At 66.0% G+C, this 22,489-nt stretch carries 22 protein-coding genes and 1 tRNA gene; 3 read left to right on the top strand and 20 right to left on the bottom strand.

The genetic code is table 11. The features are described 5' to 3' along the window. Window positions 1-27 precede the first annotated feature (27 nt). The 8 genes from arfB to tolB all read right to left on the bottom strand — a co-directional run bounded on the left by arfB (window position 28) and on the right by tolB (window position 7,085). Window positions 28-408, bottom strand: a complete 381-nt coding sequence (arfB, locus tag SRAA_RS04015) for an alternative ribosome rescue aminoacyl-tRNA hydrolase ArfB (RefSeq protein ID WP_231849328.1) — start codon at window positions 406-408, stop codon at window positions 28-30. Beyond that, complete coding sequence (locus SRAA_RS04010; protein WP_045531128.1) at window positions 408-1,778, bottom strand: Fic family protein; 1,371 nt, start codon at window positions 1,776-1,778, stop codon at window positions 408-410. The genes arfB and SRAA_RS04010 overlap by 1 nt, the downstream gene beginning before the upstream one ends. A gap of 280 nt (window positions 1,779-2,058) precedes the next feature. Continuing rightward, window positions 2,059-2,134: transfer RNA gene (locus tag SRAA_RS04005), tRNA-Lys, on the bottom strand. Between the two features lie 66 nt (window positions 2,135-2,200). Further along, window positions 2,201-3,061, bottom strand: a complete 861-nt coding sequence (locus SRAA_RS04000; protein WP_045531127.1) for a tRNA threonylcarbamoyladenosine dehydratase — start codon at window positions 3,059-3,061, stop codon at window positions 2,201-2,203. Next, window positions 3,054-4,163, bottom strand: coding sequence for a YeeE/YedE family protein (locus tag SRAA_RS03995; protein ID WP_045531126.1), 1,110 nt, complete (start codon window positions 4,161-4,163; stop codon window positions 3,054-3,056). Before SRAA_RS03995 ends, SRAA_RS04000 begins: the two co-directional genes overlap by 8 nt. 101 nt (window positions 4,164-4,264) lie before the next feature. Further along, the gene (ybgF, locus tag SRAA_RS03990; protein ID WP_045531125.1) at window positions 4,265-5,092 is read right to left on the bottom strand and encodes a tol-pal system protein YbgF; all 828 of its coding nucleotides are present in this window, start codon (window positions 5,090-5,092) and stop codon (window positions 4,265-4,267) included. Further along, window positions 5,092-5,712, bottom strand: coding sequence for a peptidoglycan-associated lipoprotein Pal (gene pal / locus SRAA_RS03985; protein WP_082039893.1), 621 nt, complete (start codon window positions 5,710-5,712; stop codon window positions 5,092-5,094). The genes ybgF and pal overlap by 1 nt, the downstream gene beginning before the upstream one ends. 38 nt (window positions 5,713-5,750) lie before the next feature. After that, window positions 5,751-7,085 carry a Tol-Pal system beta propeller repeat protein TolB gene (gene tolB, locus SRAA_RS03980; RefSeq protein WP_045531124.1) on the bottom strand — a complete coding sequence of 445 codons (1,335 nt, stop codon included), beginning with the start codon at window positions 7,083-7,085 and terminating at the stop codon, window positions 5,751-5,753. Window positions 7,086-7,235: 150 nt separating this feature from the next. Here tolB and msbA point away from each other — a divergent pair, with 150 nt between their 5' ends. After that, window positions 7,236-9,023, top strand: coding sequence for a lipid A export permease/ATP-binding protein MsbA (msbA, locus tag SRAA_RS03975; protein ID WP_045531123.1), 1,788 nt, complete (start codon window positions 7,236-7,238; stop codon window positions 9,021-9,023). A 30-nt stretch (window positions 9,024-9,053) separates the two neighbouring features. On the opposite strand, the gene SRAA_RS03970 is transcribed toward msbA, so the two are convergent. From SRAA_RS03970 to sbcB, 12 genes are all read right to left on the bottom strand, one after another. Continuing rightward, the gene (locus SRAA_RS03970) at window positions 9,054-10,628 is read right to left on the bottom strand and encodes an Rne/Rng family ribonuclease (protein ID WP_045531122.1); all 1,575 of its coding nucleotides are present in this window, start codon (window positions 10,626-10,628) and stop codon (window positions 9,054-9,056) included. Beyond that, complete coding sequence (locus SRAA_RS03965) at window positions 10,625-11,287, bottom strand: Maf family protein (protein WP_045531121.1); 663 nt, start codon at window positions 11,285-11,287, stop codon at window positions 10,625-10,627. Before SRAA_RS03965 ends, SRAA_RS03970 begins: the two co-directional genes overlap by 4 nt. Window positions 11,288-11,294: 7 nt before the next feature. After that, window positions 11,295-11,762, bottom strand: coding sequence for a 23S rRNA (pseudouridine(1915)-N(3))-methyltransferase RlmH (rlmH, locus tag SRAA_RS03960; protein ID WP_045531120.1), 468 nt, complete (start codon window positions 11,760-11,762; stop codon window positions 11,295-11,297). After that, window positions 11,759-12,421 carry a ribosome silencing factor gene (gene rsfS / locus SRAA_RS03955; RefSeq protein WP_045533240.1) on the bottom strand — a complete coding sequence of 221 codons (663 nt, stop codon included), beginning with the start codon at window positions 12,419-12,421 and terminating at the stop codon, window positions 11,759-11,761. The genes rlmH and rsfS overlap by 4 nt, the downstream gene beginning before the upstream one ends. Before the next feature lie 113 nt (window positions 12,422-12,534). Then, the gene (gene nadD / locus SRAA_RS03950) at window positions 12,535-13,224 is read right to left on the bottom strand and encodes a nicotinate (nicotinamide) nucleotide adenylyltransferase (protein WP_045531119.1); all 690 of its coding nucleotides are present in this window, start codon (window positions 13,222-13,224) and stop codon (window positions 12,535-12,537) included. After that, complete coding sequence (gene hemF, locus SRAA_RS03945; RefSeq protein WP_045531118.1) at window positions 13,221-14,141, bottom strand: oxygen-dependent coproporphyrinogen oxidase; 921 nt, start codon at window positions 14,139-14,141, stop codon at window positions 13,221-13,223. The genes nadD and hemF overlap by 4 nt, the downstream gene beginning before the upstream one ends. Further along, window positions 14,138-15,430 (bottom strand): phosphoribosylamine--glycine ligase, encoded by a 1,293-nt coding sequence (gene purD / locus SRAA_RS03940; protein WP_045531117.1) that lies wholly within the window; start codon window positions 15,428-15,430, stop codon window positions 14,138-14,140. The genes hemF and purD overlap by 4 nt, the downstream gene beginning before the upstream one ends. Then, window positions 15,427-16,155: a YebC/PmpR family DNA-binding transcriptional regulator gene (locus tag SRAA_RS03935; protein WP_045531116.1), complete on the bottom strand. Its 729-nt coding sequence runs from the start codon at window positions 16,153-16,155 to the stop codon at window positions 15,427-15,429. The genes purD and SRAA_RS03935 overlap by 4 nt, the downstream gene beginning before the upstream one ends. A gap of 164 nt (window positions 16,156-16,319) precedes the next feature. Beyond that, a complete protein-coding gene (locus tag SRAA_RS03930) occupies window positions 16,320-16,649 on the bottom strand; it encodes an AzlD domain-containing protein (protein ID WP_045531115.1) in 330 nt (109 codons plus the stop codon). Continuing rightward, window positions 16,646-17,329: an AzlC family ABC transporter permease gene (locus SRAA_RS03925; RefSeq protein ID WP_045531114.1), complete on the bottom strand. Its 684-nt coding sequence runs from the start codon at window positions 17,327-17,329 to the stop codon at window positions 16,646-16,648. The genes SRAA_RS03930 and SRAA_RS03925 overlap by 4 nt, the downstream gene beginning before the upstream one ends. Before the next feature lie 12 nt (window positions 17,330-17,341). Next, window positions 17,342-19,366, bottom strand: coding sequence for a helix-turn-helix domain-containing protein (locus tag SRAA_RS12190; RefSeq protein ID WP_082039891.1), 2,025 nt, complete (start codon window positions 19,364-19,366; stop codon window positions 17,342-17,344). Between the two features lie 90 nt (window positions 19,367-19,456). Beyond that, complete coding sequence (gene sbcB, locus SRAA_RS03910; RefSeq protein WP_045531112.1) at window positions 19,457-20,950, bottom strand: exodeoxyribonuclease I; 1,494 nt, start codon at window positions 20,948-20,950, stop codon at window positions 19,457-19,459. Between the two features lie 65 nt (window positions 20,951-21,015). Between sbcB and SRAA_RS03905 the strand changes: the two genes are divergently transcribed. Together SRAA_RS03905 and SRAA_RS03900 are read left to right on the top strand one after the other, a co-directional pair. Then, window positions 21,016-21,447, top strand: coding sequence for a lysozyme inhibitor (locus SRAA_RS03905; protein WP_144318694.1), 432 nt, complete (start codon window positions 21,016-21,018; stop codon window positions 21,445-21,447). Then, window positions 21,444-22,481 carry a WD40 repeat domain-containing protein gene (locus SRAA_RS03900; protein ID WP_144318693.1) on the top strand — a complete coding sequence of 346 codons (1,038 nt, stop codon included), beginning with the start codon at window positions 21,444-21,446 and terminating at the stop codon, window positions 22,479-22,481. Before SRAA_RS03905 ends, SRAA_RS03900 begins: the two co-directional genes overlap by 4 nt. Window positions 22,482-22,489: the final 8 nt, after the last annotated feature.

Here is a 22,489-nt window from a genome sequence, read left to right as displayed (position 1 = left end):
ACCACCACCCCAGCGCATTGGGCCTTGCTACTCTGAAACTTTGCCGCGCCCGAGTTTGACCGACGACCGTTGCGCCTTGCCCTCGAGGCGGCGCTGCTGGGAGCCGTAGGTCGGCCGGGTGGGTTTGCGGGGCTTGGGCACGTGCGCGGCGCGCTCGATGAGCGTGTGCAAGCGGGCCATGGCCTCGGCCTTGTTGCTCTCCAGGCTGCGCGAGCCCTGCGCCTTGATCACCAGCACCCCGTCGGCAGAGATTCGGCTGTCCGACCGGGCCAGCAGCCGCGCCTTGAGCGCCGCGAGCAGTGAGGAGGCCGCGATGTCGAAGCGCAGGTGCACGGCCGTGGAGGCCTTGTTGACGTGCTGCCCGCCCGGGCCCTGCGCAACCAAAACGTGGGCCACCCAATTTCCCATCATCGGCTCCGCCCAGAGTCTATCCATCGCTGTGTCATGCCACGGGCAAGGTTGTAGCGGGCGCAGTTGTGCTGCTCCAGTTGATCGAGTTCGGTGTTCGCGATCAGGCGCAGCGCCGAGATGTCCGGGGCATCGACGTACACATCGGCAAATGCGGCCTCCAGCGTGCAGCCATGAAAGACAACGAACTGCATCAATTCGTTCAAGGCCTGCCGGTACTTGGTTCGAATCGGGTCGGGCGCCGACAGAGCGGCGCGCAGCACGCTGTACTTCTGCATCGAGCGACGGTAGATAAATTCGAACAAGTCCACCGCCGCAGACACGTTGCGCTGCTCGTAAACACCGAGCATGGCGGTCGCGTAGTCCGAGCGCTCCACATCCAGAAAGGACAGCGGTGCGCAGTTGTAGAGCATGAGCGGCATATTCGCGCACAGCCGACTCGTGCGTTTGTTGCCGTCCGCAAAGGGCTGTAGGTAGGCCAAGTTGACCCACAGGAAGAAGGCGGCCTCAACCGGATTGCGGATGTTGCGCACCTTGCCGACAATGGCGTTCAGCGTCTCTTCTAGGAGCGTGGGTATGTTGCTGGGGCTGTAAACCGAGCCGTCGATGTTCACCACGCGCCGACGGATGCTGCCGATGTCCCGCGAGTCGCGGAGAAGGTCCCGCATCAGCTTGGCCTGCAGATCGACGATGACGGCTACGGTAATGCCCTCCGTCGGCACCGCATCGACCATGAACTCGATGGCACTTTTGTGATTGAGCAGCATCAACGTGTCGTCATCGAGCGGCCCGGCTTGTTGGCCGCGCTCGAAGAGTTCCTTGGTGTCGAGCAAGCTTTTGTTGTTGCCCTCGAGGCGCGATGACGACCAGGACAGGTCGATGAGCAACTGCTCGAGCACCTCGCGCGCGTAAGTTCCAGCGGGTTGCTGGTCTGGGCTGCGGCCGGCGTGGTACAAGTCGGTGGCCAGTTGGGGCGGCAGCAAGCTGGACTGATTTGGGATGTAGCTGCTCACAAACCCACTGTCGTAGCCCACGGGAGTGCGAGTGCCCAAGGGTGCGCCAAGGGCCTCCACAAGGCGCTGCGCAGGTGCTGACCACTGAAGGGCTACCGACCGAACCGGTGTTTGGGAGCCAGGAGGCAAAGAGCGCAGCGCCGCCTCGGCCGCTTCGGTGGCCAAGTATCGAGTCGAGCGGCCGTCGCCCTGCTTCTTCAGAAAACCGGCGGCAAGAAGGTCGCGCAAGTCCCGGTTGAGGGTGGGCCGAGAGACTTGTAGAGCGTGCTCCAGGGCGCTTGGGGCAACGGGCTTGCCTTCGGCAAGAACTTGGCGCAGCAGCGCCTCATGGCGAGGGGACAGCGTGGGGTGTGTCATGGCGCAGCGAATTTTTTCAATCTCATCAATCTCGTCACGCGATAAGAATAGGCGCTAATCTTATCTAAAAAAACGCTGAATTGATAGAGTTTTGAGAAGTTAAGCCCTGCGTGATAAAAATCTTCTGAGGGTACCCTACAAGCCCAGCAGCTAATTTTCTTTACTGGGCGCGCAAAAACACCATAGGCTGTTGTTTTTAAAGTAAATTACTCAACTTAGCCATAGCACCCAAGCAACAAAAAAGGCCAGTCCGAAAACTGGCCTAACTTGTTGATTTAACTGGTAGGTCGTGCGGGATTCGAACCTGCGACCAACGGATTAAAAGTCCGCTGCTCTACCAACTGAGCTAACGACCCACTTTGCACCGACAACGCCAACTAGCAGCGCTGCGAAGCCTTGAATTATAGCTTGGTTTTTTTATCTCAAGTGGCGCGTTTTGGCACCGTCTGCGATTTTTTTGGCGCGGCGGCCGTGGCGATGCGCTCTAGGGTCCAGCCTGCCGCCACCATGCCAAAGCCCGCCGTGACCGCCACGCTGGAACCGTAGCCGTGGCAATTGAGGCTGCCGTCGCCAGCGCCTGGCACAGCGCAGGAAGGGTCGGGGCTGGCCACGGGTTCGCGGCTGAACACGCAGGCCAGCCCCATCGGCCCGCGCGCCGTTGCCGCATGGGCTTGGCGCAGGCGGGCCCGCAGGCGGGCCAGCAGCGGGTCGTGGGTGGTGCTGGACAAATCGGCAACCTCAATCCGGTGCGCCTGCCGCTTGCCCCCGGCTGCGCCGCAGGTGATGAAGTGCAGCGGGGCTTGCAAGGCCCATGCCGCCAGCGTTTCCTTGGCGCTGCGCTGGTCGCAGGCATCGATCAGGGCCAGTGGGCTGCCATTGCAGGCCTCAATCTGCTGCATCAGAGCGCCCCAGTTGGCAGGGGTCACGAATTCGTCCAGCGCGTGCACCTGCGCGGCCGGGTTGATCTGCGCAATGCGCTGCTGCATGGCCAAGACCTTGGATTGCCCTAGGGTATCAGTCAAGGCGTGCAGTTGGCGGTTTATGTTGGATTCGGCCAGATGATCGAGGTCGATCAGCGTCAGGCGCCCGACCCCGCTGCGCGCCAGCGCCTCGGCCGCCCACGAACCCACGCCCCCGATGCCGACCACCACCACATGGGCGTCAAAAATGCGCTGCGCCCCCACGCTGCCATAAAGGCGCCGCAAGCCGCCAAAGCGGCGCTCGAAGCCCTCAAAAGGCTCTTGCGCAGAATCGGCGGTGGACGGTGGCGCAGCCTCAAGCACGCTCGAGCAGCCAGATTTGCAAGCGCAGCGCCGCCACCGCCCCCAAGCCGATGCCCGCCACCGCGATCAGGCTGCCCAGGCTTAGGGTGGAGAGGCCCGAGAGGCCCTGCCCGATGGTGCAGCCCATGGCGGTGACGCCCCCGACGCCCATGCAAACGGCCCCGATCAGGTGCAAGGCCGTGTCTTGGGTGCTGCCAAAACCTTCCCAGTGAAAGCTGCGGCTGAGCAGGGCGTAAACCAATGAACCCAGCACCACCCCCAACACCGACACCACACCGATGGTCAGCACCTTGGAAGCGTCGCTAAAAAAAATCAGCCACTCCAGCGCATAGGCCATGGGCGCGGTGAAGGTGAGCGATTCCATCACGCCGGTGTCGGTGGTGAGGAACACCGCCTCCAGCGTTTCTGGGTGTTCGGGGACGAAGGCCAGCACGCCCGTGACCCACCACAGCGCCACCACCGTGGCCCCGATGCCAATGCCGGCCAGCCAGTTGTCGATCGAGGCGCGAAAATCGCGGCTTGCCAGCGCCCAGACGACCAAGGCCAAGCCGACCAAACCCGCCAGCCCGAGGGCGGCACCCGGCACACCCCACTGCCCAGCCAACCACAGCGGCAAGGCTGCACTGGAATCGAGGTGCAGCACCACCTGATCGACGCTGCGGTCGCGCAGCACCGCCGTTACGCCGCTGAGGGTGGCATAGGCCGCCAAGCCCATGACGACAAACACCACCAGCGATTTGAGGTTGCCGGCGCCGATGCGCACCAGGGTTTTGCTGCCGCAGCCCGATGCCAACACCATGCCAAAGCCAAACAGCGCCCCGCCCAACAGGGCCGAGAGCCAGAGCACCCGGCTGCCGCTGTAGATGGTCTGCATGGGGTCGATCCAGCCCAGCGCCGCCATGCCATAAAAACCCAGCATGGCAATGCCCGCGGCCATGCCCCACATGCGCAGCCGCGTCCAGTCGCCCATGTTGACGACGTCGCTGATGGCACCCATGGTGCAAAAGTGGGTGCGTTGCGCCACCGTGCCAAATACAAAGGCCACCGCAAAGGCGGCCCATAACACGAACGTGGTTTGCGCTTGGATTTCAGTCATTTCCATGGCGAACGATTGTAGCGGATCAACCATTTGACTGCCAATTTTAGGCAGCCAAGGTTGCTTATGCTCGGGACCGCACGGTACCGCCCGCTAACGCCAAGGGCTTAGCGCAGCCGCGTCAGCCGCTCACGCGCCACGACGGCGGCCTCGGTGTTGGGGTGCGCTTGGATGAGCTCTTGCAAGGCGGCGCGCGCGGCGCGGTTGTCGCGCAGTTCGATGTGGGCGTTGGCGATGCCGAGCAAGGCATCGGGCACCCTCGGGTGGCGAGGTGATGCGGCGATCATGCGCCTGAAGGTTTCGATGGCGGCAGGGTGTTGGCGCGCGGCGTACTGTGCGTTGCCTTGCCAGTAAAGGGCGGGGGCCACGTAGCCGCTGCGCGGAAACTGAGCCACCAGCTCGCCAAACAGGCGCGCTGCGCGCTCGAATTCGGAGGCGCGCAACACCACCATGGCGGCATCGAAGGCCTGCACCTCCTCGGGCCGGGCCTGAAACTCGACCCCCTCGACCGTGACAGTGAGCGGCTCCAGCGGGCGCAGGCGCTGGTCGAGTTGCGCCTGCCAGTCGCGCTGCTGACGCTGCAACTCGGCCACCAAGTGCGCCAGCCTTTCGTTGTGGCCGCGCAGCTCGGCCAATTCGCGGCGCAAGGCGTCGTTCTGCGCCCCAAGCTCGACCAGACTGCGGCGCAGGCCCAGCAGATCTTCGTCGAGGCGTCGGGTGAGTTCGGTATCTTGCTGCTGCAGGGCTTGGTTGGCCTGCTCAGCCGCGCTGCGGTTGGCCTCGACGCGCTCGCGCAGCTCGATGATGGCGCGCCGCGCCTGGTCGTCGCCGCCAAACAACTGCGCCTGCACCGGCAGCGCCCACGCCGCCAGCGCCAGCAGCAACAGGCCCAGCACGCCGTGGCGGGCCGCACCAAAAAAGGAGCGCGCAGGCATCAGCGGTAAACCAGTTCAACGCGCCGGTTTTGGCTGTGCGCAGCCTCGTCGGTGCCGGCGTTGGCGGGTTTTTCTTCGCCAAAGCTGACCGCCTCCATTTGCGCGTCTTGCACCCCCATCAGGGCCAGCGAGCGGCGCACCGCCTCGGCGCGCTTTTGCCCCAGCGCAAGGTTGTATTCGCGGCCACCGCGTTCATCGGTGTGGCCCTCGAGCGCCACCCGGCGCTGGCGGTCGGTAGCCAAAAACCGCGCATGCCCTTCCAGCAAGGGAACGAACTCGGGCCGCACGGTGTACTCGTCGAAGTCAAAAAACACCAAGCGCGCCAGGTGCGCGGGGGGCTGCCCCATGGTGGTGGTACCGGCTTGCACCGGGGCCACGGCGCGTTGGTCCACCGCCCCTGTTGCCGCTCCCGCTGCGCCCGCGCCAGGTGCGACACCGATTTGCTGCACCGGCACCGCCGTGCGATCGGTGACCGGCACGTCTTCGGCCAGATTGACGTTGGAGCCGCAAGCCGCCAAAAGCAGGGCTGCGCACAACACGGTGGCGGCTTGGATGGCGCGCGACACCGGCTTGGAAAAAAAGCTGCGGTGCTTGCGAACGGTGCAGGATAGGGCTTGCATGGTGGTGTTACAAATGAGCAAAGGTGAATCCGGTGGCTTCAACGCTGAAACGGGCCCCAATCGGGCTCGCGGATGCCGCCTGGGAGGTTGGCCAGCCGGGTTTTGATGCGGCCATCGAGCGTGGTGGTCATCAGCGTCTCGCGCCCCTGCACCCGGGTGGCGTACAGGATCAGGCGGCTGTTGGGGGCAAAGCTGGGGCTCTCGTCGGCGCTGGTGTCGGTCAAGGGGGTGATGCGGCCATTGGCCAGTTCCATCACGCAGACCCTAAAGTCCCCGCTGATGCGCGAAATATAGGCCAGCCAGCGGCCGTCGGGGCTGACGGTGGGCGAAATGTTGTAGTTGCCCTCGAAGGTGATGCGCACCACATCAGCCCCGCTGGGGCTCATGCGGTAGATCTGCGGCGAGCCGCCCCGGTCGCTGACGAAATACACCTGGCGCCCATCCGGGGTGAAGGCGGGCTCGGTTTCGATGCCGCTGGTCTGGGTGATGCGCTGCGGCTGCCCACCGCCTGCGGCGTCGATGGAAAAAATCTGCGACGAGCCGCCAAAGGTGAGCGTGGCCAGCAGCCGCCGGCCATCGGGCGACCACGCCGGGGCGCTGTTGGAGCCGCGAAAGCTGGCCAGCAAACGGCGCCGCCCGGTGGCCACTTCGTGGGCGTAAACGACGGGCCGGCGCGCCTCGAACGACACATAGGCCAGCTGTTGCCCGTTGGGCGACCAAGCGGGCGAGATGATGGGCTCGGCGCTGGCCAAGGCGCTTTGGGCGTTTTCGCCGTCGGCATCGGCCACCCACAGGTTGTGGCGTTCGCCGTGGCGCGAGACATAGGCGATGCGGGTGGCAAACACGCCCGGATCGCCGGTCAGGCGCTCAAAGACGTAGTCTGACAGGCGGTGCGCGGCCAGCCGCAGGTCGCTGGCGGGCACCGGGAAGCTCAGGCCCCCGAGGTCTTGCGCCCGCACCACATCCCAGAGCCTGAAGCGCACATCGAAACGGCCATCGGCCAGGCGCACGGTGCTGCCGGTGATGAGCGCATCGACACCGGCAGCGCGCCACGGCGCCAGATCGGGCCGCGCGGTTTCGTCGAGCACGGCGCTGCCCCCGGCCAGGGCGCGCAACTGGCCGCTGCGCTCGAGGTTGGCGCGCACGATGGCGGGCACGTCTTGGGGCAGATCCGGGCTGAGTCTGAAGGGTGCAATGGCAAAGGGGATCTGCTGCAAGCCTACCCCAGTCACCTCGACCCGGAATTGCGCTTGCGCTGAACCCCAAGCGCCCAAACCCAGACCGGCCCCGCCCAGCGCGGCCAAGGCGTGGAAGCGGCGCCGCGTCAAGGTGGGCGGCAGAGGTAACAGGGGCTGACAGGGAGACTGGTGCATGGAGGAACGAAGGCAAACAGGAAAAATCGGCAGGGCGTGGCTGACAAGCCGCAAGCGCCGCAGCCACCGACACGACAGACGGATAATAGCGGATGCGCTGCGGACCATGCCGATGCAGCCCCTGCAGCCCGCTGTTTTCCCGTATCGATCTTGCACGACCGCCCCACCACCGAAGCCGCCAGCGCTGCCGCTGCGCCCGACACCCGCACCCTCGGCCAGCGCCTGTTGCGGGTCTGGCCCTATTTTCGCCCGCACAAGGGTGCGCTGGGACTGGCTTTTCTCGGCGCCTTGATCGCCGCCCTGACCGAACCGGCCATCCCGGCCTTGCTGCAAATCCTGCTCGACGAAGGCTTTGTGGCAGGCAGTTTTCCGCTCTGGATGGTGCCGGTGGCGCTAATGGGCCTGTTTGCAGTGCGCGGGCTGGCCACCTTTGCCGCCAAGTACGCGCTCAGCTACGTGGCGGCCGGGGCCATGGTGCAAATGCGCCGCGCCATGTTCGAGCGCCTCAACGACGCCGATCTGTCGTTGTTTGGCGAGCAAAGTGCCAGCAAACTCTCCAACACCCTGGTCTATGAGGTGCAGACCGGGGCCCTGATGCTGGTCAACAGCGTGCTCACGCTGGTGCGCGATGTGCTTACTGTGATCGCCCTACTGGCCTATCTGCTGTTTTTGAACTGGCAACTGACGCTGATCGTGCTGGCCGTTTTTCCGCCGCTGGCCTGGGTGATGCGGGTGCTCTCCAAGCGCCTGTACCGCCTCACGCGCAGCAGCCAACTGGCCACCGACGAGCTGGCCTACGTGGTGGAAGAAAACGCGCTGGCGCACCGCGTGGTGCGGCTGCATGGGGCGCAGGCGCAGCAGACGCAGCGCTTCGACCGGCTCAATCTGGTGCTGCGCCGGTTGGCGCTCAAGGCCACCGTGGCCGGGGCCGCCGTGGCTCCGCTGACGCAGATGCTGGCCGCCGCCGCGCTCTCGACCGTGATCATGATCGCGCTCTGGCAAAGTGCCACCAGCGGCGTGACGGTGGGCAGCTTCGTGGGCTTCGTCACCGCCATGCTGATGCTGATCAGCCCGATCCGCCAATTGGCCGACCTCGTGACCCCGATCACGCGCGGGCTGGCGGCGCTGGAGCGCGGGCTGGAGCTGATCGAACAGACCCCGATCCAGCGCGGCGGCACGCACCAGGCCGAGCGCGCCGCGGGCCACCTGAGCCTGGAGCAGGTCTGGGTGCAGTACGGCAGCAAGGACGACGCGGCGCTGCGCGGCATCAGCCTAGAGGTGGCGGCGGGCGAGGTGCTGGCGCTGGTGGGCCCATCGGGCTCGGGCAAAACCACCTTGGCCAACCTGCTGCCGCGCTTTGTCGAGGCCAGCGGCGGGGTGTTGCGGCTCGACGGCGTGGCCCTGCCCGACTGGGACCTGGCCAACCTGCGGCGCCAGTTCGCCATGGTCAGCCAAGACGTTGTGATGTTCAACGACACCCTGGCCGCCAACGTGGCCTTGGGGTCCGAGTTCGACGAGGAGCGGGTGCGGCAGGCGCTTGAATTTGCCAACTTGGGCGAGCTGCTGCAAACCCTGCCCCAAGGCATGCACACCCCCGTGGGGCACAACGCGACCGAGCTGTCGGGCGGCCAGCGCCAGCGGCTGGCAATTGCGCGCGCCATCTACAAGGATGCGCCCATTCTGATCTTGGACGAAGCCACCTCGGCGCTGGACAACGAATCGGAGCGGCTGGTGCAAGATGCCCTGCAGCGGCTCATGCGCGGGCGCACCACGCTGGTGATCGCGCACCGGCTCTCGACCATCGAACACGCCGACCGGGTGCTGGTGCTGGCCCAAGGCCAGATCGTCGAGCAAGGCCGCCACGAGGCGCTGCTGGCGGCCAACGGCGTGTATGCGCGGCTGCACGCGCTCAGCTTGGGCGGCAGATTGTCGGAATGAGAGGCCGCGCCCGCTGCGGGGCGACGCAGCTCAAAGCAGCACGATGTCGTACTGGTCCGGGCGCAGCGCGGCCTCGCTTTGCAGTGAGATCGGCTTGCCGATGAACTCGCTCAAACCGGCCAGGTGCGCGCTTTCTTCGTCCAGCAGCAGCTCGATCACCGGCGCCGCCGCGACGATGCGAAACTCGCGTGGGCTAAAGGCGCGCGCCTCGCGCAAGATCTCGCGCAAGATGTCGTAGCAGACGCTGCGCGCGGTTTTTACCCGGCCGCTGCCGCTGCAAGTCGGGCAGGTTTGGCTCAGCAGTTGCGCCAGCGACTCGCGGTTGCGCTTGCGCGTCATCTCCAGCAAGCCGAGCTGCGAAAACGCGCCAGTGGTGGTTTTTACGCGGTCGCGCGCCAGTTGTTTGCGCAACTCGGCCAACACCGCCTCGCGGTGCGCCTCGCGCAGCATGTCGATAAAGTCCACGATCACGATGCCGCCCAAGTTGCGCAACCGCAACTGGCGCGCAATCACCTGCGTGGCCTCCAGGTTGGTGCGAAAGATGGTGTCGTCGAAGTTGCGCGCCCCCACGAAGCCGCCGGTGTTGACGTCGATGGTGGTGAGCGCCTCGGTCTGGTCGATCACCAGGTAGCCGCCCGATTTGAGCTCGACCCGGCGCCCGAGCGCGCGCGCGATTTCTTCGTCGATCTGATACAAATCGAAAATCGGGCGCTCACCCCGGTAGTGGCTGATGCGCTCCAGCGTGGCCGGCATGTACTCGCGCGCGAACTGCTGCAACTGGCCGAACTGCTCTTGGGAATCGACCTGAATGGTTTGGGTCTGGGCGCTGACGAGGTCGCGCAGCACGCGCTGCAGCAGGCTCACATCCTGTTGCAGCAGGCTCGGGGCAGGCAAACGCACGGCCGCGCTTTTGATGTGGGCCCAGCTTTTGCGCAGGTAGGCCACGTCTTCGGCCAGCTCTTCGTCGCTGGCGTCTTCGGCGTTGGTGCGCAAAATGAAACCGCCGCCCTCGCCCGCCGTGAGCGCTTGCAGGCGCTGGCGCAAGGCCTCGCGCTGCGCCGGCGGGATTTTTTGCGACACCCCAAGGTGCTGATCCTGCGGCAAAAACACCAGTTGGCGGCCTGCGATGCTGATCTGCGCCGTCAGGCGCGCGCCCTTGGAGCCGATCGGGTCTTTGAGCACCTGCACCAGCAGCGCCTGACCCTCGAACAACTGGCGCTCGATGGGCAAGGCACTGGCGGCCTGCCCGTTGCCTGCTGGCATCGGGGTAGTGCTTTCCGCGCTTTCCGGGCTGGCTGCTACCGGCTCCAGCGGGCTTGCAGTGGGCGGCGATGCCAGCGCCAAGGGGCGCTCTTTGGCGGCAAAGCGGGCGTTGATATTGGGCAGCAGGTCGGCCACGTGCAAAAAGGCGGCGCGCTCAAACCCGATGTCGATGAAGGCCGACTGCATGCCGGGCAGCACGCGCGCGACCTTGCCCAGATAGACGTTGCCGACCAGCCCGCGCTCGAGCGCGCGCTCGATGTGCACCTCTTGCACCGCACCGTGTTCCACCACCGCCACCCGCGTTTCTTGCGGTGACCAGTTGATCAGGATGTCTTGGCTCATGGACTTTGGGGGTTGAGGGCTTGGGGCGGCGACAGACCGGCGGCGCGCAGCAGTTGCGCCGTCTCGTAGGCCGGCAGCCCCACGATGCCGCTGTGGCTGCCGCTGATGCGCCGTATCCACTGGCTGGCGCGCCCCTGGATGGCGTAGGCCCCGGCCTTGCCCAGCGGCTCGCCACTGGCCACGTAGCGCTCGATCTCGTCCACGCCCCAAGGCGCGAACTCGACCGTGGAGCGGCTCAGCGCCTGCCAGAGCTGGCCCTGGTGCGCCAGCGCCACGGCGGTGAGCACCTGGTGCCGCTGCCCGGCCAGGCTTTGCAGCATCTGCACCGCATGGGCGGCGTCGGCGGGTTTGCCATAAATCTGGCGCCCGAGCGCCACCGTGGTGTCGGCGCACAGCACCGGGCCCGGCGGCCAGCCGCGCCGCTCCAAGCGTTGCAGCCGCAGCAGCGCGGCTTGCAGCTTGAGCCGGGTCACGCGCTGCACGTAGCGCGCCGGGGCTTCGTGGGGGCGCGCCTGCTCCAGCGCTTCCAGGGCGTGCAAATCGTCGTCGGCCTCGGGCAGCAGCAGCTCGACGCGCCAGCCCCACTGCGCCAGCAGCTCGCGCCGGCGCGGGCTCTGCGAAGCCAGATACAGCCAAGGGGCTTGGGCGCTGTCGTGCATTGGCTTGTTACTCGCGGTGGTAGGGGTGCCCGGCGTTGAGCGACCAGGCCCGGTACAGTTGCTCGATCAGCAGCAGCCGGGCCAGCGCGTGCGGCAGCGTCAAGTCCGACAGGCGCAGGCTCTGCTGTGCGGCGGACTTGAGCGCTGGGTCCAGGCCGTCGGGGCCGCCGATGAGCAGCGCCACGTCGTCGCCCTGCTGCTGCCACTGCAGCCACTGGCGCGCCAGCGCGGCCGTGGTCAGGGTGCTGCCGCGCTCATCCAGAACCACCAGCCGCGCGCCCTTGGGCAGGGCGGCTTCGATGCGCTCGCGCTCGGCGGCACGCAAGGCCGCCACCGACTTGTGGCCGCGCGGTTCGGCCTTGACCGTGCGCAGCTCGAAGCGCGCATCGGGTGGCAGCCGCTTGGCAAAATCGTCGCAGGCGGTCTGCGCCCAATCGGGCAGGCGCTGCCCGACGGCGACGAGGACCAGTTTCATGCCACGGGTTTGGGGCTGGCGCGGGGGCGCGCTGGCCGTGGCTTGGCGGGCGCAGCGGCGGCTTCGGCAGACTCGGTCTTAAGGGGCTTGACCGCCCTGGTGCGGGCTGGGCCAGCTTGGCTTGTGTCCGACTTGGCGGGCTTGGCTGACTTTGCCCGTGCTGGAGCCGCCGGGGCGCCGTCAGGCTTGGCAGGCTTGGCAGGCTTGGCAGGCTTGGCAGGCTTGGCAGGCTTGGCCTTGGCTGTGGCAGACTTTGTCTTGGCCTTGGCCCCGGCAGCAGCGGGTCGCGCTTGCGTCGGAGCCGGCGCGCCGAATTTCAGGCGCACCGGTTTGCTGCCCCAGATTTCTTCCAGCCGGTAGTACTGGCGGATGCTGGGCTGCATCACGTGCACCACCACCGCGCCGCAGTCCACGACGATCCACTCGCCGTTTTCCTGGCCTTCCACGCGCGGCTTGTCAAAACCGGCTTCGCGCACCGCGTCGCAGACGCTGGCCGCCAGCGCCTTGGTCTGGCGGTTGGAGGTGCCGCTGGCTACGATCACGCGCTCGAACAGCGCCGACAGCGCCTCGGTGTTGAACACCTGGATGTCTTGCGCCTTCACGTCTTCCAGCCCATCGACGGCGGCGCGCTGCAGCTTTTGGGTGTTGCGCTTGGCCATGGTTTCGCTCTGGGAGCCACCCGCAAGGGCTGCCTGCACCCCTTGGGTTGCCTCGGCGCTGGAGGTATTCGGGCCGCTGGCTAGGGGGCTGCGTTCGTTGCTGGGCTGACTGCTCATTCTGGCTGATGGTAAAGGTGATGGTCTGAAATATACCGCGCCACGGCGGCGGGCACCAGCAGATCGAGCGCTGGTTGTGCCGTGGAAAATTCGTTGAGGCCGCCGGAGCCGCCTTGGCCGCCGCCCGCTGCGCCCCGCACCCGCGCACGCACCGCCGTGGCACTGATCGGGTGCAGCGGCATCTGCAGGTGCTCGAAGGGCAGATCGATGCCGCTCAGGTCGGGCTCGGCCACCGGCCCGTCGGCCACCCTGCCGTCGGCGTGCAGGGGCCGATTGGCCACCGCCAGCGTGGCGTGGCGCAGCACCTCCTGCCAGCGCTGCCAGCTCTGGAAAGCGAGCAGCTGGTCGGCCCCCAGCACCAGAAACAGCTGCGCCCCCGGGTGTTCGGCGGCCAGCTCCTGCAAGGTGTCGGCGGTGTAGCTGGGGCCGGGGCGGCGGGTTTCGCGCGCGTCGATGTGCACGCGCTCTAGCCCATCAAAGGCCAGCCTGCACATCGCCAGCCGGTGCGGCGCGGGCGTGAGTGCGCGGCTTTTGTGCCAGGCGTGGCCAGTGGGCAAAATCAGCAGCGCGTCGAGCGCCAGTTGCGCCAGCGCCGTCTCGGCCAGCGCCCGGTGCGCCCAGTGCGGCGGATCGAAGGCGCCGCCAAACACGCCGATGCGCTGCGCGGCCGCGGGGGTGGCGCTCACAGCCAGTCTCGCCGCGGCAAAAACTCGCTCGTCAGCCGGTGTTCGGGCGTGCCCTCCGCCGGTTGTTCCTGGTAAGCCCAGCGCACCAGCGGCGGCATCGAGAGCAAAATGGATTCGCTGCGCCCGCCCGATTGCAGGCCAAAGTGGGTGCCCCGGTCCCACACCAGGTTGAATTCGACGTAGCGGCCGCGCCGGTAGAGTTGAAACTGGCGCTCGCGCTCGCCGTAGGGCGTGTCGCGGCGCCGCTGTACCAGCGGCAGGTAGGCGTGCAAGAAGGCGTCGCCCACCGCTTGGGTGAGCGCCAGCCCGCCCTCGAGGCCGAGTTCGGACAGGTCGTCGTAGAAGATGCCGCCGATGCCGCGCGCTTCGTTGCGGTGCTTGAGAAAAAAATAATCGTCGCACCAGGCTTTGAAGCGCGGGTATTTGTCGGCGCCAAAGGGGGACAGGGCGGCGGCGCAGGTGCGGTGAAAGTGCTGCGCGTCTTCCTCGAAACCGTAATAGGGCGTGAGGTCCATGCCGCCGCCAAACCAGCTCACCGGCGCGCCGCCACCCGACGGCAACGCCGTGATCTGGCGCACGTTCATGTGCACCGTGGGCACGTAGGGGTTGCGCGGATGAAACACCAGCGAAACGCCCAGCGCCTCGAACGGGGCCCCAGCCAGTTCGGGCCGGTGCTGCGTGGCCGAGGGCGGCAGGCGCTGGCCTTGCACATGCGAAAAGCCGCAACCGGCGCGCTCGAACACCGCGCCGCCTTCCAGAATCTGCGTCACGCCGTTGCCTTGCAAGGGTTCGCCGGGGGCCTTTTCCCAAGCGTCGGAGACAAAGCTCTGGCCGTCGATCTCGGTGATGGCCGAGGTGATGCGCTGCTGCAAGCCCAGCAGGTAGTCGCGCATGGCGGCCGTGGGCGCGCCGCTCATGCGGGCAAGGCCCTAAAGCCGATGTCGTGTCGGTATTGCATGCCGGGGTAGTGTACGCCCTGCACCAGTTGGTAGGCGCGGCGTTGCGCTTGCGCCACGTCGGCCCCGAGCGCGGTGGCGCAGAGCACGCGCCCGCCGGCGGTGCACAGCCGCCCCTGCTGCAAGGCCGTGCCGGCGTGGAACAGCACGGCATCTGGGCTATCAGGGGCGGTGAGTGCGATGGCGTCGCCCGTGCGTGGCTGCTGGGGGTAGCCGTGCGCGGCCAGCACCACGCCCAGCGCCACGCGCTCATCCCATTGCAGCTCGATCTCGTGCAGGCGCTGCTCGGTGGCCGCCAGCAACACCGCGGCCAGATCGCTTTGCAGGCGCAGCAGGATCGGTTGCGTTTCGGGGTCGCCCAAGCGGCAGTTGAACTCGAGCGTGCGCACGCTGCCGTCGGGGCCGATCATCAGCCCGGCGTAGAGGAAGCCGGTGTAGGGGATGCCGTCGGCGGCCATGCCGCGCAGCGTCGGCAAAATCACCTCGTCGAGCGCGCGCTGGTGCACCTCGGGCGTGACCACCGGGGCCGGCGAGTAGGCCCCCATGCCGCCGGTGTTGGGGCCCTGGTCGGCGTCGAGCAGGCGCTTGTGGTCTTGGCTGCTGGCCAGCGCCAGCGCTTGCACGCCGTCGCAGAGCACGATGAAGCTGGCTTCTTCGCCCTGCAAAAAGGCTTCGATCACCACCCGCGCGCCGCCGGCGTTGTGGGCCAGCCCCGGCGCTTGGCCTTGCAGCATGAAATCGATGGCGGCGTGCGCCTCGGCCAGCGTTTGCGCCACCACCACGCCCTTGCCAGCGGCCAAGCCATCGGCCTTGACCACGATCGGCGCGCCCATTTGCTCCACGTAGGCGTGGGCGGCGGGTGCTTCGGCAAAGACTTGGTAGGCCGCTGTCGGGATGCCGTGGCGCTGCATGAAGGCCTTGGAAAAGGCCTTGGAGCTCTCGAGCTGCGCCGCCGCCTGCGTGGGGCCAAAGATGCGCAAGCCCTGGGCGCGAAAGACATCGACGATGCCCGCCGCCAGCGGCCCCTCGGGGCCGACCACGGTCAGGGCGATGCCCTGCTGCTGCGCCCAGCGCGCGAGCTCGGTCGGGTCGCTGATCGGCACGTTTTGCAGCGCTGGGTCGAGCGCGGTGCCGCCGTTGCCCGGCGCCACATAAACCTGCGCCACGCGCGGCGACTGCTTGAGCTTCCAGGCCAGCGCGTGTTCGCGCCCGCCACCGCCGACCACCAGCACCTTGAGTTCTGCGTTCATGGGTTGAGTTCTGCGTTGTGATAGACGTTTTGCACGTCGTCGAGGTCTTCTAGGGCGTCGAGCAGTTTTTGCATGCGCAGCGCCTCGTCGCCGCTCAAGGCCACCGGGTTGTCGGCGCGCAGCGTCACTTCGGCCAGTTCGGGGCGCAGGCCCGCGCCTTGCAGCGCCTGCTGCACGGCCTCGAAATCGGTCACCGCCGTGAGCACCTCGAAAGCGCCGTCGTCGCTGCCGAGCACGTCTTCGGCCCCGGCTTCCAGCGCCACCTCGAACAGCCGCTCTTCGGGCACGCCGGGAGCGAAGATGAACTGGCCGCAGTGCTTGAACTGGAACGCCACCGAGCCTTCGGTGCCCAAATTGCCGCCGTGCTTGCTGAAGGCGTGGCGCACTTCGGCCACCGTGCGCACGCGGTTGTCGGTCATGGTTTCGACGATCACGGCCGCACCGGCGATGCCGTAGCCCTCGTAACGGATCTCCTCGTACTGCACGCCTTCGAGGTTGCCCGTGGCCTTGTCTATGTTGCGCTTGATGGTGTCGGCCGGCATATTGGCCGCCTTGGCCTTGTCGATCGCCAGCCGCAGGCGCGGGTTGGCCGCCGCGTCGCCGCCGCCGCCTTGACGCGCCGCCACCATGATTTCGCGGATCACGCGGGTCCAGACCCGGCCGCGTTTTTCATCCTGACGCCCCTTGCGGTGCTGGATGTTGGCCCATTTGGAATGCCCTGCCATGGGTGTCAGATGCCTCGCAGTTGGTTGATCGGTTCGCCACGCGTGCCCACGCACGTCGCGCAGGCGCAAGGGAAAAACCCTCGATTGTACTTCCCTGGGCCCAGCTGGCGCGCTGCACCGACGCCATGAGGCTTGGCAGCATGGCCATGCCTGAGCAGAGCAACTCAGAACAGATGCATCGAAAGACCGTAAGCCAAGGCACCGAACAGAGTCGGCCAAGCGATCCCGCCCAGCCGCCACTTGGCAGCAAACACGGCCAATACACCGATCAGCGCTGGCAACCACGCGTTAAGTTGCCATTCCAACTCCAGCAACGATCCCAAAGCAAGCACCAGCATAGCGCAAATGGCTGCCGGACCGATGCCATTGAGTATCGACTTTACTCCCGTGGTCGGCGCCGACGCTGCGTTGCGCCAGACCAGCATCGGCAGCCAGCGCAATAAAAAAGTCACCAGTGCAGCCGCCAGCACCGTGAACGCTTCGATCAAAGTCATGACACCCCCCGTCGGTAACCCAGCGCAGCGCCCGCGACCATGCCCAGTAGCAGCGCCAGATAAGCCGGCATAAATGGCAGTGCCGCCGTCGTCGTGAGGGCCGCCCCCAAAAGCACCAGCCACCGGGTCTGCGCAGCAATTTCAAGCAACAAGGCCAAAAACAGCGCCGGCAATACAAATGACATGGCATCGCTCCAAAAAGCTGATTGCGCGCTCAGTTGCCGACCGAACATGGCGCCCAATGCCGTACCCAAGACCCAAATCGAGTAAGCCCCCACCTGCAATCCAACATACCAGCCTTCGCGATCGGCCAGCGGGATTTGCCCCAGCTTGCCAGAGGCGGTGGCAAACACTTCATCGGTGAGCCCAAAGGCCAGCAACGGTGTAGGCCAACTGGGCCGGCCAGACCCGAGTTTGGCCAACAGGGCGGGGCCGTAGAAAAGATGACGCACATTCATCAGCAACACGGTAACCACCACAGCCATCATACCGGTGCCAGTGGCCATCAAAGCAAGCATCACAAACTGGCTGGCACCGGCAAACACCAGCGCCGACAGCAACACCGCAGCAGCGGGCGAAAACCCAGCCTCGAGCGCAGCCAGGCCAAATGAAAAAGCAATCGGGAGATAAGCGGCACCAATCGAAAGACTGTCCGTCAAACCTTTGACTATCTGCTGCATGCCACCCCCCCGCTAGCGAAACATCGGTTTTCGAAGGGTAAACACATAGGTCCCACCGCCCCATTCATCCGATCCACTGGTCGCAAATATTCTGCGCTTGCGCACCAGTTCTAGGCCGGCCAGAGCAGCCAATTCGACGAAGCGTCGCGGGTGTGTTTTGCGCTCGACTTCGTAATCAAAACCAGCCACCATAGCTTGCAATTCCAACCAGAAAAAATTGATATAAGCGTCTATCTGACTCCCATCAAACTGACCCAATCCGGCATGCTTGATTTGCGCAAAAATCTCCCGGCAGCGGTTAATGGCTGCCACTGCGTGACCCGACTCGATATCAACGAGCGCCAAAGCAAGTGCCTGGCGCAAGGCAAAATACGCCCCCCCGGTTCGACCCAGGTCTGTGAATTCCTGACATTTTTCGATCCAAGCCATGGCCCACAGGATGTAGGCAGCGTGGTGTTGGAGTAAAGCCAGACTGCGCGCTTGCGCCGAGTCAAACTCAGGGATGAATTCGTCGGCCACGATCAATAGCCCACCTGGCTGCAGCAGCCGCACAGCCTGTTGCAACATAAAGGCAGTGTTAAAATGGTGCGAGGCACCGGTTGACGTAATCAACGGCGTTGCGTTGTCTTTGCTGTCAAACTCGAGGAATCCGGTCTGCTGCGCCCGCACGGCCTCTAGCCCACAGATATTGCGCTGCAGACAAATAAAAGCCATGGGATCGGGCTCTAACGCGACAAAGTGCAGGTCGGGCAACAATTCATGCAGCATCAGAATGGGCGCTCCGGGGCCCGATCCGACATCGATCACCTCATTCAAGCCCACATCTGGTGCGTACCGTTGAATATCTTCTGCGACTGCAACGGCTTGCCTAGCATAAGCCGGATGGATTAATTCGAATGCATCATAGCCAACCACGTCTATTCTTTCGGAAAAAGATGTGGATTCATTGCCAGCATGAACCTGGTCAACTATTTTCGCCACCCGCTCGAGCCGTCCTGGAAGCACCAGCGCACCGCGCTGCAACAGCACTTCAGCAGCCAACGGCCCCAGTATCCATGAACGGCCTGCTGCTGCAGCTCTGGCATCCGTCAACTGAGCCATCGTCAACTTCAAACCGGGCCACTGAGCCTGACAGGACAGGGTACGTGCTGACCTCAGGGTCGCCGTCACCGAGCAAGAAGACACTGGTTCGGCAGCCCAATCTGCAGCCGTGAAGCGCAACGGCAACAACACCAGAAACGGGCCTTGCTGATCGGCATCAGCAAAACAGAATAACGGCCAACAAAAAGTGGGGTCGCGCAGCACCGGCAAACGCGTGCAAAGTTCGCTGACCGCTGCCTGCGCTGCCTGCCCGCAGGCGAAAAACCGGATCGCACGCGCGCCCACTCCGTTTGACACTTCGATCAGGAGGCGGTCCACGAGCGAACGCAATCCATCCCATCCCTTGTCTGTTGTCGGCCATGGGACGTGTATTTCGGCTTGATCGCCCAGGCCATGCCCGCTGGGGTACTCGATCAACACCATGGCTTTGGTCTGCGCCTCAACCGCTCTGTACACATGCGGCACGTCGGCTGCAAACTCGTGGGTTTGACCGGCCCGAACAAGGGCCGGGCTTTGCACGGGGCCCACCAGCAAGGCACCGCCAAGCACCGTCACACGCTCCCTTACTCCCTTGGGATGCGGTGCCGACTCTTGTAAACTGCCCAACTTTAGTTCTACGCAGTACAACTCCAACCTTGGGGCCGACTCACTTTGTTCAATAAATCGAACAGCAACCCCATCAGCTTCGAACTCGGTTGTGGACGCAAAACCTGTCGCACCCACCGTTCCAAGCAACTCCCCAAATGAAACCTCAAGGGCATTGGCGATAGCCCACAGCGTGGCCACTGTAGGATTGCCTGCTGCTGACTCAAGACCAGAAAGAGTGGACTTGGCAACGCCTGAGCGCTCCGCCAAACCGGTCAAGGTCAAGCCCCGGCGCTCCCTGGCTGCGCGCAAGTTGCGTGCCAAATCCGAGTTGTCCGTGTTGCTTGCCATGGTGCAGTTCCATATAATGAACTGCTATAGTTTATATAGAACACCGCCTCGCGTCAAGCTCTGTGCATCACTGATCCATTTTCATGCCAACTACGCCACGCCTTCGGCTAGGCCAAGCGCGTAGTCGTGCAGCTCGCCCAAAATGGCTTCGGCGCGTTCGTCGCCGCGCTCGCCGGCCTGCTCGGCCAGCTCGTCGATGCGCGCCATTTGGCGCTCCAGCGTGAGCGCGCCGCCCTGCCCGTGCAGCAGCCGCGCCTGGCAGTGGGTGCGCCAGCGCGCCTGCTCGGCCGCGCTGAGTTGCTCGGGGAAGTTGCGCGCCCGGTAGCGCCACACCAGCTCACCCAGGCGCGGGTCCTCGAACTGGGTGCGCGTCCACGCCGGGTCGTCGGCTGGGCGCTGGCGCAACTCCAGCAGGCGCAGGCGGTCGGCGTCGCCCACGAAGCCGCCGTACAAATCCTGCTCAGGGTCGGACTGGGTGGCGCTGGCTTGCGCGGCCGTCTGCGCAGCCTGGGTGCCGCCGTTGCGCTCATAGACCGCGCTCCAGAGCGCGCTCAAATCGGGCAGCAGCGCGGCGCGCTCGGCGTGGCGCAGCCCTTGCTCCAGATCGATGCCCCAGCGCTGCGCCAGCTCGGGGCGCAGGGTTTTGAGGTTTCCCACCACCATCGGCGATTTGTTCAGGTGCACGCTCTTGAGCGGCAGGCGCTTGACCCCCGCAGGCAGCTCCTCTTGGCGCACAAAGAGCCGCGCGCGCACCTCGGCGGCGTTGAGCGTGGCCAACTCGGCGGGGTCGTGGGCCAGGTCCCAGGCCAGCAGCTCGTTGCGGTTGCTGGGGTGGCTGGCCAGCGGCCACATCAACCCTAGGCAGCCGCGCTCGGGCGGGAAAAACCCCGACACGTGCAAAAAAGGCTGGGCCCGCTGCGGCGTGGTCGGCAGCCCCAGCTCGTGCGCCACCTGCTCTTTTTTGTGCAGACCCAAGGCAAAGTCGAACAAGCGCGGCTGGCGCTCGCGCAGCAGCCGCGCCAAGCCGAGCGTGGCATACACGTCCGACAGGGCATCGTGCGCCGCCCCGTGTTCGATGCCGTTGGCACGCGCCAGGTCTTCGAGCTTGAAGCTGGGCCGGCCGTCGGTCTTGAGCGGCCACTGCAAGCCCTCGGGGCGCAGGGCGTAGCACAGGCGCAGCACGTCGAGCAGATCCCAACGGCCGCAGCCGTTTTTCCACTCGCGCGCGTAGGGGTCGAGCAGGTTGCGCCAGAGCATGAAGCGGGTGAATTCGTCGTCGAAGCGAATCGAGTTGAAGCCCACGCCCACGGTGCCGGGCTGCCCCAGCTCGGCCTCGATGCGCTGGGCGAACTCGTGCTCGGGCAGGCCGTGTTGCAGGCACTGCTGGGGCGTGATGCCGGTGATGAGGCAGCTCTCGGGGTCGGGCAGATAGTCGGGCGCCGGGCGGCAATAAAACATCAGCGGCGCGCCGATGGGGTTGAGCTCGGCGTCGGTGCGCACGGCGCCAAACTGCGCCGGCCGGTCCAGCCGGGCCTTGGCGCCAAAGGTTTCGTAGTCGTGCCAAAGAAAGGTGTGTGGCTTCATGGGGTGCTATTAAAGCCGAAGTTTTGCAGCACGAGCGCTTTTTCATGGGTTATGCTGCCGGGGCTATGCCGCGCCCTGCCCCACTGCACCTGCTCGCCCCGTTTGCCCTGGCTCTGGCCTTGGCCGCTTGCGAGCGCCCGCCGGCAGCGGATGCGCCCGCAACCCTGCCTGCACCCGCCAGCCCCGCCCCTTTGCCCACGCCCGAGCCCCCCGCCGCCCACACCCCTACCGAGGCGGCCCCTATACCCCCCACCCCCATGCTGCGCGCCCACTACGCCTGCGCCGACGGCCAGCGCGTCGAGTGGCGTTATTTCCCGCAGCAAGGCGTGGCGGTGCTGGTGCGCGCCGGGCGCACGCACGAGCTGCACCCGCCGCCGGGCCGTGCCGACACCTTCGCCCAGCCCGGCCTCGAGGTGCGGCTGGGGGCCAGCAGCCTGCAGATCCGCCTCGACCAACACCCGCCCATCGACTGCCAGCGCCTGCCCGCGACGCCATGAAGCCCCTTTTGCCCCCCGCCGCCTTGGCCCAGACCCCCCATTGGCACCCCTCGCGCAGGCAGGTGCTGCGCAGCTCTCTCGCCGCTCTGGGCGGCATGGGCGGCCTGCTGGCCTTGAGCGGCTGCGCCGAGCCCCCCGCCGAAACCGTGGCGCTGGGCTACGGCGGGGTGTTGTCGCTGCGCCTGAGCCCCAACGGCGAGCAGGCGCTGGTGGGTTCGGTGCAGCAAGGCGCCGGGCTGTGGAACTGGCGCACCCAGCAGCGTGTGGCCACCTTAAGCCACGCCGAACAAGACCGGGCGCAGGTTTTTGTCAGCGCTTTTTCGCCCGACGGCACGCGCGGCGTCACGGCCGAGCGCCACAACCTGATCCATTGGGATTTGAGCCAGGGCCGCGTGCTCGGGCACTGGAGCGCAGAGGCGGGGGTGCGCTGCGTGGCGGTTTCCAACCAAGGGCGGCGCATTCTGGCGGGCCTGACTTCGCGCGAAGCCTGGCTGCTCGACGGCCACAACGTGCGCCTGCCCGTGATCATCCCGCACGCCGAAGCGGTGCGCGCCGTGGACATCAGCGCCGATGCCGCCATGGGTGTAACCGGGGCCGACGACGGCCTGCTGCGCGCCTGGAACCTAGAGCAGGGAGCGGCCTTCATCACTTGGAAGTTCGACGCCCCGGTAACGACCGCCGTGTTCTCGCCCGACCAGCGGCTGCTGTTTGCCGGCCCGGCGCACGGGACAGGGCGAATCTGGGACTTGGCGCAAAACACCGTGCTGCACCCGGCCATGGGAGCGCGGCGTGGCGGCTTCAGCCGGGCCTGTTTTTCGGCCGACGGTGCGCTGTTGCTCACCGCCGCTGCCAACGGCCAGATCACCTTGTGGACGGTGGCCAGCGGGCAGACCCGGCAAACGTGGCAATTGCCGCGCTCACTCACCGAGCGCACCGAGCGCCTGGGCGTGCTCGATATCGGCTTCGATGCCGAAATGCGCCACGTGCTGGTGGCGGTGACCAGCGGCCAGGTGCTGGTCTGGCCGCTGGGCTAAGCCCTGCT

The sequence above is a fragment of the Serpentinimonas raichei genome (assembly GCF_000828895.1).
Classification (GTDB): domain Bacteria; phylum Pseudomonadota; class Gammaproteobacteria; order Burkholderiales; family Burkholderiaceae_C; genus Serpentinimonas; species Serpentinimonas raichei.
Note: the sequence above shows the minus strand (reverse complement) of the source record. Positions and strands in the feature narration are given on the sequence as shown.